Annotated in this window: 9 protein-coding genes; 3 read left to right on the forward strand and 6 right to left on the reverse strand. The window is 64.5% G+C overall.

The features are described 5' to 3' along the window. Window positions 1–582 (reverse strand): inverse autotransporter beta domain-containing protein (locus EN925_RS09515; protein ID WP_164894168.1); only part of this gene is annotated, 582 nt, incomplete at its 3' end. Between the two features lie 257 nt (window positions 583–839). Here EN925_RS09515 and EN925_RS09520 point away from each other — a divergent pair. Next, complete coding sequence (locus EN925_RS09520) at window positions 840–1,406, forward strand: invasion associated locus B family protein (protein WP_245461097.1); 567 nt, start codon at window positions 840–842, stop codon at window positions 1,404–1,406. Between the two features lie 68 nt (window positions 1,407–1,474). Continuing rightward, window positions 1,475–2,713, forward strand: a complete 1,239-nt coding sequence (locus EN925_RS09525; protein ID WP_127370022.1) for a Xaa-Pro peptidase family protein — start codon at window positions 1,475–1,477, stop codon at window positions 2,711–2,713. Window positions 2,714–2,930: 217 nt separating this feature from the next. Here the strand turns inward: EN925_RS09525 and EN925_RS09535 are convergent, their stop codons facing one another. From EN925_RS09535 to EN925_RS09565, 5 genes are all read right to left on the reverse strand, one after another. Further along, window positions 2,931–4,373 (reverse strand): amidase, encoded by a 1,443-nt coding sequence (locus EN925_RS09535; protein WP_127384853.1) that lies wholly within the window; start codon window positions 4,371–4,373, stop codon window positions 2,931–2,933. A 205-nt stretch (window positions 4,374–4,578) separates the two neighbouring features. After that, window positions 4,579–5,670 (reverse strand): Gfo/Idh/MocA family oxidoreductase, encoded by a 1,092-nt coding sequence (locus EN925_RS09540; RefSeq protein ID WP_063169586.1) that lies wholly within the window; start codon window positions 5,668–5,670, stop codon window positions 4,579–4,581. Between the two features lie 359 nt (window positions 5,671–6,029). Continuing rightward, the gene (locus EN925_RS09555; RefSeq protein ID WP_027162853.1) at window positions 6,030–7,193 is read right to left on the reverse strand and encodes an ABC transporter substrate-binding protein; all 1,164 of its coding nucleotides are present in this window, start codon (window positions 7,191–7,193) and stop codon (window positions 6,030–6,032) included. 69 nt (window positions 7,194–7,262) lie between these two features. Next, on the reverse strand, window positions 7,263–8,123 hold the full coding sequence (locus EN925_RS09560; protein WP_013528757.1) for an ABC transporter permease: 861 nt from the start codon (window positions 8,121–8,123) through the stop codon (window positions 7,263–7,265). Next, on the reverse strand, window positions 8,120–8,947 hold the full coding sequence (locus EN925_RS09565) for an ABC transporter ATP-binding protein (RefSeq protein WP_127368508.1): 828 nt from the start codon (window positions 8,945–8,947) through the stop codon (window positions 8,120–8,122). Before EN925_RS09565 ends, EN925_RS09560 begins: the two co-directional genes overlap by 4 nt. Window positions 8,948–9,284: 337 nt before the next feature. Between EN925_RS09565 and EN925_RS09570 the strand changes: the two genes are divergently transcribed. Continuing rightward, entirely contained in the window at window positions 9,285–10,229 is a 945-nt protein-coding gene (locus tag EN925_RS09570; RefSeq protein ID WP_024504069.1) for a MurR/RpiR family transcriptional regulator, read from the forward strand. The last annotated feature ends 54 nt before the right edge of the window (window positions 10,230–10,283 follow it).

Consider the following 10,283-nt stretch of genomic DNA (forward strand, 5'->3'; position numbering starts at 1 on the left):
GTCGAGGACCGAGATCTGCTCGATCAGCTGGTTGCTGACCATCGATAGGGTCGAACTGGTCGAGTGATCCGTCGAATCACCCTTGATCGGCAGATAGACGTTCACATGCGCATCGAAATGAGGCGTGATCGCCTCGGCGCCCAGCGTGGCCGCGGTGAACTGGGTGGAGTTGTAGTTCTCGAGATTGAGATAGGCGTAGCCGCCGATCATCAGGTCCGGGTTGACGATGCGGCGAATGCCGAGGCCGACATCCTGGCCGGAACCGTCCTTGAAATCGTGCTTGGCCCGGACATCCAGGAACAGCACGGATTCGGCCGTCTGCTTGAGCGGGATGAAACCTTCGAGCGCGCCGTTGCCGCCATTGTTGTCGGCGCCGATGATGGCGCGGATCTGCGGCTGCCATAGCCCGTTGGGATCGCCATAGGCGGCCATGCCTGAAAGGCCGAGCGCCAGCGTCGTCAGTGCCGTCGTCTTCCAGAGATGCCTGGCGATTCGCGAACGGCGATAGCCGGCGTGCACGCGGAAATCCTCCCCACGCGCCGCCATCTCACCAACTTGCCGAGGCGTCTCGGTAGTTCCCATCCCTGGCGAGTCCTTCGGGGACTGCACGCACCCCGTGTAAAATCTTACTCGAATTCTATTGTATAGCGAGTCTCCGGCGCTTCGATTTCTGAGGGCCTCCTGCAATATTGTTCGTTGTATCCGAAAAGCCACAGTAATTTCGCCGGCTTGCTTGCCTCCTGCTCGGCTTCCGGAACAGTCGCGGGTGTTGTATCAAGCCATGCTCGGGAGAATACCGGGCGCGGCGAGGAAACATGCAAGGCATCCGGCAAAACAACATGACATTTACTTTAGCAAAGCCTAATCTACTCGGCATGGCCGCGGGGCTGGCCGCCCTGTGGCTTGCTCTGGCCACCGGCCCAGCCCTCGCCGAAGATGCCAAGCCGGCCCAGCCAAAGCCGGCTGAAAGCAATGCAAAACCGGCCGATGCCAATCCGTGGGCGATGAACTGCTCCAGCGGTTCGGCGACCACCGAGCTTCAGTGCCAGCTTTCGCAGAACCTGACCGAGGCCAAGACCGGGCAGCGCGTGCTGACCGTGACCGTGCGCCGCGACAACGGCAATGGCAGCCTCGCCATGCTGCTTGCCCTGCCGCACGGCCTGTTCCTGCCGTCCGGCGCCTCCTTCCAGATCGATCAGGGCCAGAAGACGACGATTGCCATCCAGACCAGCGACCAGAACGGCGCCTATGCCGCCACGCCACTGTCGGCGGATCTCATCAAGGCCATGAAGTCGGGGACCAATCTGAACATCGGCATGGAATCGGTCACCCGCAAGCCGGTCACCATCCCGGTGTCGCTGGCTGGCTTCACCGCCGCCGTCGCCAAGCTGGAATCGATCAAGTAGCTGTTGTCAGCGGCTTGATTGTCGATGCCCGGAATGCTCCGTTGCCGCTTCGGACAGTGGAGAAACCCATGACAGGCTTTGTCGACCGCCAGCGCGCGGCGCAACTGATGGACCGCGCCGGCATCGAGGCGCTGGTGCTGTGCGCGCCCGAGGCCTTCCACTATGCGACCGGAGCCTCGATCGGCCCGGCGGGACTGTTCCGGCGCTCCGGCGCCGGCTTTGTCGTCATCCCGGCTGGCCGAGACCTGCCGATCGGCGTCGTGGTGGCGGACTTCAATGCGGGACAATTGCAGCGGGTTCTGCCGGACGCTGTCATCCGCAGCCACCCGATCTGGATCGAAGCCGCCACGCTGGACGCCTCGACGTCAGGGCAAGGGTTGCCGCAACGCATCGAGGCCGGCCTTGCCGGCCGGGCGCCTGGTTTTTCTCGGCCCGCGACATTCGAACTCGCCCGTGCCGTCGACGAGCTGAAGCAGATCCTGACCGGGTTTGGGCTCGGGCGCGCAAGGGTCGGCGTCGACCTCGATTTTGTTCCCGCCGCCGATTTCTCGGTCATGCAGGCGCTGCTGCCGGCCTGCACGATGGTCGACGGCTCGGCCGTGCTCGACAGGTTGCGGGCCATCAAGTCGCCGCGCGAGATCGACCTGCTGCAGCAAGGCATCATCCTGTCGGAAGCCGGGCTGGAGCGGCTGCAGGTCGATGCGATGGCCGGCATGCGCCAGGCCGATCTCATTGCCCTCTACCGGCAAGGTGTCGCCACGGCCGCGTCCGGCCTGTCTCATACGGTCCAAACTGCCGAATATGTGACGCTGGGCGCTCGGGCCAAAGATGCCGATGCGAAAGCGATGCCTGGCGATCCGCTGAAGTGCGACATGGTCTGCACGGTCGGCGGCTACGCCTCCGACATGTCGCGCAACTTCACCTTCGGGCCGCCATCCGCCGAGCAGGCCGAACTGCACGCCATCGCCGAGCGGGCCTTTGACGACGGCCTGGCGTCCCTTGATGCGGGAACCACGCTCGCCCACGTGCATCGCGTCGCCACCGACAGCCTGGCGCGGCAAGGGCTGCGCACCTACCGCCGCGGCCATTTCGGCCATGGCGTCGGCCAGTCGGTGTTTTCCGAACAATGGCCGTTCATCGCCGCCGACAGCGATGTCGTGATCGAAGCCGGCATGGTGCTGGCCTTCGAGATCCCGCTCTACATAGACGGCCTCGCTAGCTTCAATCTCGAGGACCAGTTCCTGATCACGCCGGACGGGCCCAAGCCGATGAACAGGCTGCCGCGACGGCTGGAGAGGATTGGATAACGAGGCGGGTCACTGCAGGGACAGCGCTCTACGCCCCCCTTGCCCTACCGGGCATCTCCCCCTCAAGGGGGGAGATTGGCAGCTTCGCCGTCTCGCCCACCTTACCGTGTAGATGATTTGGCGAAGGCTGTTGAGCGCGTAATCTCCCCCCTTGAGGGGGAGATGTCCGGCAGGACAGAGGGGGCGCCACGGAACTCGGCGGTGGGCTGCCAAGCACCTAACCACTCACCGCCGGCCTTCTCCCCCTCCACGGCATCTCTTGCTCCAGCTGCGCCGACGCGGCCAGCACCGTTGCCTCGTCGCCGTAGCGGCCGACCAGCTGCACGCCGATCGGGACGCCGTCTTTCGACCAGCCGAGCGGCAGCGAGATCGCCGGCTGGCCTGAGATGTTGAAGGGGAAGGCAAACACCGAGTCCGCCCATTTGGCGTTGTAGCGGTCGATATCGGTTTCCGACATGTCGTAATAGCCGAGCGGGCGCGGCAGCTGCGTCAGCGTCGGGGTGATGAAGACATCGTAGGCGCCAAGGTCGCCGACGATGTCGCGGCCGACCTGCCTGAGCTGCTCGACGTCGGAGATGTGCCTGGTGCCGCTGGTCGCACGGCCACGCTCGATGATCGCAAAGGTCACCGCCTCGACATCGCCCGGTGTCACCGGCCGCCCCATCACCGTTTCAAGGTAGTCGAAGGTCGCCGCCGTCTGCACGCAGGTCATGTTGGTGTAGGTCTTCCACACAGCATCGGCGTCGAGCGGCATGTCATGCTCCTCGACATGGTGGCCGAGCCGCTCGAGCGTCCCCACGGTCTCCAGCACCGCCGCCTTCACCTCCGGATCGATCGCGGTGCCGTTGGGCGGCGTGACGGAAAAGCCGATGCGCAGCTTCGTTGGCGCCCGCGCCGACAGGCTGAGCCAGCTGCCATCAGGAACCGGCGGCGTGTAGGGGTCGCCCGGCAGCGCGCCGGCGACCGCGTCGAGATAGGCCGCCGTGTCACGCACCGTGCGCGAGCAGCAAAGAAAATAGGCGCCGCCATACCAATAGTCGCCGAACGGCGCGAGGCTGACGCGGCCGCGCGACGGCTTCAGGCCGACGATGCCGCAGCAGGAGGCCGGGATGCGGATCGAGCCGGCGCCATCGCTGGCTTCGGCGATCGGCACCATGCGCGAAGCAATCGCCGCGGCCGCTCCGCCGCTGGAGCCGCCGGGCGTGATGCCTTCCTTCCACGGGTTCTTCGTCGCGCCGTAGAGCTTTGGCTCGGTGGTGATCGACCAACCGTTCTCCGGCGCGTTCGACTTGCCGACCAGCACCAGCCCGGCCGCCTTCATGCGGCGAACCACTTCGGTGTCGAAATCGGCGACGACATCTTTCAGGTAGAATGAGGAGTTGGTGTTCGGCGCCCCGGTCCAGGACGAGGCCAGCTCCTTGAGCAGGAATGGCACGCCGGCGAAGGGCGCTGATGTGTCGACCGTCTGCGCCTGGGCGCGCGCCATGTCGTAGAGGCGATGGATGACCGCATTGAGCGTCGGGTTGAGCCGATCGACCAGCGTGATCGCCGCTTCCACCAGCTCCGCCGGGGTAACGTCGCCGCGCTTCACCAGCGCCGCAAGGTCCAGCGCGTCGGACTCGGCATAGGTTTTCAGCAGACTGTCGGTGACGGCGGCCATATCTCTCTCCTTCGGCGGATAGCTTGTGTTGATGCTGCTCCTGCGGAGAACTGTATTGGGGCATCGGCCCCCTCACCCAGCCTCCGCTTCGCTCGGCTGACCTCTCCCCGAGGGGAGAGGAGACTTGCAGCGCCAGCGCCACCCTCTTCTCCCCAACGGGGAGAAGGTGGCCGCGAAGCGGCCGGATGAGGGGGCTGGCGCGACTTCAGGCCAGGTCGATGGTGCGCCCCAGTGCGATGCTCTGCTCGGCGGCCAGCACGATGCGCAGACTGTTGACCGCCGCATCCATCTGCTCGGTGAGGTCGAGATCCTCGCGGATGGCGCGCAGGAAGAAGGCCTGCTCGCGATCGCACAGTTCCTGGTGGCCGGGTTCGTCCTCCATGCTGACGATCTCGTCGGGTTTGGAGAAATTCTTGTCGCCGTCGACAGCGGCATAATGGATCTTCAGCGCATCGGTCTTGGTGTGGCGGTCGATGTCGGCGGAATTCGAAACCTCTGCCAGCTCGGCAACACTGCTTGCCTGCTGGCCGGCGACGATCGACACCGCGCCCTTGGGGCCGACGACGTCCTTCACGAAATAGGCCGTCTCGCTCATCATCGGGCCCCAGCCCGCCTCGTACCAGCCGACCGAACCGTCATCGAAGGTGACGTGCAGATGGCCGTAATTCTGCTTGTCGGCTTCCGCCCAGAGCTTGGCGCCGATGCCGTGCACGCGCACCGGCTTGGCGCCGGTCAGCTGGCACATGACGTCGACATAGTGGACGCCGCAATCGACGATCGGGATCAGCGAATCGATCAGGTTCTTGTGCCAGTGCCAGGCGCTGCCGCTGCTCTGCTGGTTGAGGTTGAGCCGCATCACCAGCGGCTTGCCGAGCGTCTTGCCGACCTCGATGAACTTGATCCACGACGGATGCACGCGCAGAATATAGCCGAGCACCAGCTTGCGGTTCTTGGCCCGCGCCGCCGCGACCACCTTCTCGGCATCCTCGTTGTTGGTGGCGAGCGGCTTTTCCATGAACACATGGCAGTTGGCGGCGATTGCCTTCAGCGCGTATTCGGCGTGGGTGTTCGGCCAGCTGTTGATCGAGACGGCGTCCGCTTTTGTTTCCTTCAGCGCCTGGTCGAAATCCTCGTAGAGTGGGTAGCCGGCTAACTCTTCCGGAATCTTCGTGTTGCTCTTGATCGACCGGCTCATGATGCCGACGATCTCGAAACCGTCGAGCCGGTGATAGGCGCTGGCATGCGACGCACCCATATTGCCGAGACCCACCACCAGCACTTTTACCTTGTCGGACACCGAATATCTCCCAGGCTTTGATTGAATTGTGCGCGGCGATCGGTTGCCGCTCGTATGTCTATCCGAGACAATCACCTCAGGTCAGCGCCGCCGCTCATTGCCCGGCCCTTTCCTCTCCCCCGTCGATCGGGGGAGAGGTGTCGAGCGAAGCTCGACGGAGTGGGGGTCGAGACCCTCGCCGCGCGCTTGAGGTCTCTTGCTCGTCAGATTGTGCCTGTCTTGTGGCGACTGCGCGTTTGACGAACGCCTTTCCCCACTCCGTCGCCGCTTCGCGGCGCCACCTCTCCCCCCTCCGGAGGGAGAGGAAAGGAGCCAAGGCAGGGTAATGGAGGGCGGCCGACATGACCCGTTGCGCAGCCCTACTTCACCGCCGAATCGAACAGATGCGCCTTGATCTTCTCGACATCGAGCGCGGCAAAACCTTCCGACAGCTTGACGCCGTCGGCATCGGCCTTGACCTTGGCCTTGTCGAAATCATTGGCCGGGCCGATCAGATCGTTGGTGCAGACATCCTCGGCCTTCACCGGAGCGGTGATCTGGCCGATCTTGTGGATTTCGTCGAAGAAGCCCTGCCAGCTCGCCATGTCGTGCGAGCCCCAGCCGCCGCGCTTGTCCATGTCGCCGCGGAAAACGTTGATCTGCTGCAGGATCGAGGTGGTGCCGAGCTCCGGCCCGAGATTCTTGGCCAGCGTCGGGAACTGCTCGAACACCGCTTCGACCGCCGCGCGTGGATTCTGGTAGCCGAATTCGAGGCCCATCGCCCAGCCGCGCAGGTACTTTTCCAAAAACGCCTTGCGGTCGGGATCCTCGAGATCGGCGGCACGCACGACGAAGGTGTTGGCCGGCAGCTTCGAATTCTGCACGCCGAGCCAGTATTCGAAGTCGAGCCCCTTGGCGATCCATTCGGCGCGCAGCCCTTCCCACGACAGGGCGGCGTCGCCCTGGCCGCCGGCCAGCGCCGTTCCCCAGGTCGGCCAGCCGGCCTCGACATATTTCACCTTCTTGATGTCGACGCCCTGCGCGGCCAGCAGCGGGTCGGTGATCGACTGCCAGGCGGCGGAGCCGAGCAGGATGGTCTTGCCTTCCAGCTTCTTCAGGTCGTTCGATCCCTCGCCCTTGCGGAAGGCGATGCTGAACGTGTCGCGCGCGCCCATATGGAACACCGACTTCAGCTTCATGCCGTTCTGGATGGCGAAGGAGAACACGCCGGGCGACGGGAAGCCCATATCGGCCTGGCCGACATCGACGAACTTCACCGTCGCGGTGCCGTCCGATGGTCCCGGCTGCATGTCGGTGTCCAGCCCGTCGAAATAGCCGGCCTTCTTGGCCGCCCAGTAGGGATAGTCGTCGAGCACTTCGAGCGTGCCGCGCGGCGAGATCCAGGTGAATTTTCCGTAGGGTTCGGCCCTGGCCTTCGGGCCGGTGGCGCCAAGCGCCGTCGCCGTCACCAGCCCGGCGCCGGTGACCTGCAGGAAGTAGCGGCGGCTGATCCCCGCCGGGTTGATCGAGTTCTCTTTGGTCATGGCATTCCCCTTTTTTGTTGATGTCAGTCTCTTGCCGCCCGCCTCCCGGGCGCCGTCATATCCCTGTGTTCAAGCCTCCCAGCTCGCCCATTTCTTGCCGATCAGGAAGAACAGCACGTAGATCAGGATGCCGAGCGTCGACAGGATCAGCACCACCGCGAAGAACTGCGGCATCTGGATCATCGACGAATAGGTGGTCAGCCGGTTGCCGAGGCCGAAACCGCCGCCGACCATTTCCGCGCCGACCGCGGTCAGCAGGCCGAAGATGGCGCCGATCATCAGCCCGACCAGGATCATCGGCAACGCCATCGGCGCACGGATCTTCCAGAAGATCTGCAGGGTGCTGGCGCCATAGGAACGCGCCAGCGCGATCTTGGCGCTGTCGACGCGGCGAAAGCCTGTCGCCGCATTGATCATCACCATCGGCCCGGCGGCCAGTGCCACCGCGATGATGCGCGGCGTGTAGCCGAAGCCGAAGCGCAGGATCAGAAGCGGCACCAGCGCCAGCATCGGCGTGGTGACCAGAAGCAGGATGTAAGGCGCGACGATTTTTTCCGCGAACGGGAATTGGGTGATGACGGCGGCCAGCACCAGGCCGATGATGGCGCCGATGGTGAAGCCGGACACCAGCTCGACCAGCGTGTAGCCGAGATGCGGCGCGATCAGCGGAAACTCGTCGAACAGCGCATAGGCGATCGAGCTCGGCGGTGGCATGATATAGAGCGGCACGTGGAACAGCCGCAGCGCCAGTTCGATGCCGCCGATGATGATCACCGCCACGGCAAGAATGGCCGCCACCTCCTTGCCCGACTTGATGCCGGGGCCGCTGGCGAAGGCGGACAGGTTGGTCAGGCTGACCTCATGGCCATCGCCCGCCTTGGCGCCCGACTTGGACTTTGAGAATTCCGGAATGGCATCGCCCCCGCTCACGGCCTGATCCTCACGATTTCGGCGCTCGGGCGCTCCGGCGCTTTTGGCCGCGTGCGTTCGCCGACAATGTCCATCTTGATCCGGTTGGTGAGGTCGAAGACCTCCTTCGTCGCCATGATCTCCAGCGAACGCGGCCGTGGGAACGGCACGCGGTATTCCTTGGCGACCCGTCCCGGCCGGGCGCTCAGCACCACCACCCGGTCCGAGAGAAAAATCGCTTCCTCAATCGAGTGGGTGATGAAGACGATGGTTGTCTTGGTGTCGAGCCAGATCTCCTCGACCAGCCGGTTCATCTCCTCGCGGGTGAAACTGTCGAGCGCGCCGAACGGCTCGTCCATCAAAAGCACCGAGGGCTTTAGCGCCAGCGCCCGCACGATCGCCGCGCGCTGCTGCATGCCGCCCGACAGCTCGCGCGGAAACTTGCCGCCGAAGCCATCGAGTCCGACCCGGTTGAGCAGATGCGCGATCCACGCCCGGTCCGGCTTCTCGCCCTTGATCTCGAAGGGGAAGCGGATGTTGGCGTCGAGGTTGCGCCACGGCAGGAGGTTCGCCTCCTGGAAGACGATGCCGATATCGGGATGCGGACCGGTGATGGCCTTGCCGTCGAGCCGGATCTCGCCGCTGGTCAGGCTGTGCAGGCCCGACATCGACCACAAAAGCGTGGTCTTGCCGCAGCCGGAAGGGCCGACGATCGAGACGATTTCATTGACGCTGACATCGACGCTGCAGCGGTCCAGCGCCAGCAGGTCGCCGGAGGCCGTGTGATAGATCTTGGTCGCTGCCTGCACGCCAAGCTTCGGCTTTTTTGCATCGCCCGTGTTCATCTGCCCCCCGGGAAGATTGCGCGATGATCCATTGGCTCATCCCCAGCGAAAATCAGTCTGTAACTATCCTACTTTCCTGTCAAGCGCCGACGATAGCAGCCGTATCACGAAAATCGATTAGTATACCTATCATGTTGTTTTAATGTCGGTTTTACGGCCTTGAAATGCATGTTGCTTTCCTACATACTTCGGAACTGACACGGACCGGAGAGGAACGGAGGAAGGTGAGCTTTCCCCAACGACACGCTGCGGTTGCGATCCGGTCGGGCACGTGGAGCCAGGGCGTGCAAACATGCTAAGACGACAGCCTCGCAACCCAGGGAAAGACCAGGACCCCATGACCGACGCTGGCAGCCAGGACGAGCCTGTTCCAGGCCCCGATACCGAGGGACGCGATCCTGTCCGGCGCATCCCCGACATCATCTCGCTGGTCAAGGATTCCTACAGCGAATTGCGCCCAGCCGAACGGCGTGTCGCCGATGTCGTTCTCGACGACGTCAAATATGCCGTCGACGCCTCCAACGCCGCCCTTGCCCAGCGCGCCGGGGTCAGCGAACCGACGGTGACCCGGTTCTGCCGCGCCATCGGCTGCGAGGGCGTGCGCGATTTCAAGCTGAAGCTGGCGCAGAGCCTCGTCGTCGGCGCGCTCTACCTGGCCAAGTCGCCTTCCGTCAGCAATGACAATGGCATGCCGTTCTGGAACGCCGTGTTCGGCGAGGCGCGCCGGGCGCTGCAGGAGGCCGAGCGGCAGCTCGACCCTGCGCAGCTGCAGAAAGCCGCCGAGCTGATCGCCAAGGCGCGCCAGGTCACGGTCTTCGGCCTCGGCGGCAGCTCCTCGGCGCTGGCGCAGGAAACCCAATACCGGCTGTTCCGCTACGGCATCACGGTCAGCGCCCAGTGCGATCCCTATCTGATGCGCATGACCGCCTCGACGCTCAAGCCCGGCGATCTGGTGATCGCCATTTCGGCGACGGGACGCACCCGCGAGGTGATCGAGGCCGTCGAGCTCGCCAAGCATTACCGCGCCAATGCGATCGCCGTGACCGCGCCCGACACCGAGCTCGCCCGCACCTGCGACGTCAGGTTGACGGTGGCGGTGCCGGAATATCCCGACACGCTGAAGCCGACGGCATCCCGCTTCGCCTTCCTGGCGGCGATCGACCTGCTGGCGGTGGCCTCCGCCTACAAGCTCGACGGCTCGGCCCGCGAGACGGTGCGCCGCATCAAATACAACGCCCAGATCCACCGCACCGGCAAGGAGATGGAGCCGCTCGGAGACTAGCTCCCTTCTCCCCGTTCACGGGGAGAAGGGGCCGGCAGGCGGATGAGGGGCAGC

The sequence above is a fragment of the Mesorhizobium sp. M7A.F.Ca.US.006.04.2.1 genome (genome assembly GCF_004022915.1).
Classification (GTDB): Bacteria; Pseudomonadota; Alphaproteobacteria; order Rhizobiales; family Rhizobiaceae; genus Mesorhizobium; species Mesorhizobium ciceri.

Excerpts from the sequence above, each read along its gene's own strand:
- EN925_RS09565 (WP_127368508.1), bottom strand. The coding sequence starts at position 8,947 with ATGAACACGGGCGATGCAAAAAAGCCGAAGCTTGGCGTGCAGGCAGCG.
- EN925_RS09520 (WP_245461097.1), top strand. The coding sequence starts at position 840 with ATGACATTTACTTTAGCAAAGCCTAATCTACTCGGCATGGCCGCGGGG.
- EN925_RS09570 (WP_024504069.1), top strand. The coding sequence starts at position 9,285 with ATGACCGACGCTGGCAGCCAGGACGAGCCTGTTCCAGGCCCCGATACC.
- EN925_RS09525 (WP_127370022.1), top strand. The coding sequence starts at position 1,475 with ATGACAGGCTTTGTCGACCGCCAGCGCGCGGCGCAACTGATGGACCGC.
- EN925_RS09555 (WP_027162853.1), bottom strand. The coding sequence starts at position 7,193 with ATGACCAAAGAGAACTCGATCAACCCGGCGGGGATCAGCCGCCGCTAC.
- EN925_RS09535 (WP_127384853.1), bottom strand. The coding sequence starts at position 4,373 with ATGGCCGCCGTCACCGACAGTCTGCTGAAAACCTATGCCGAGTCCGAC.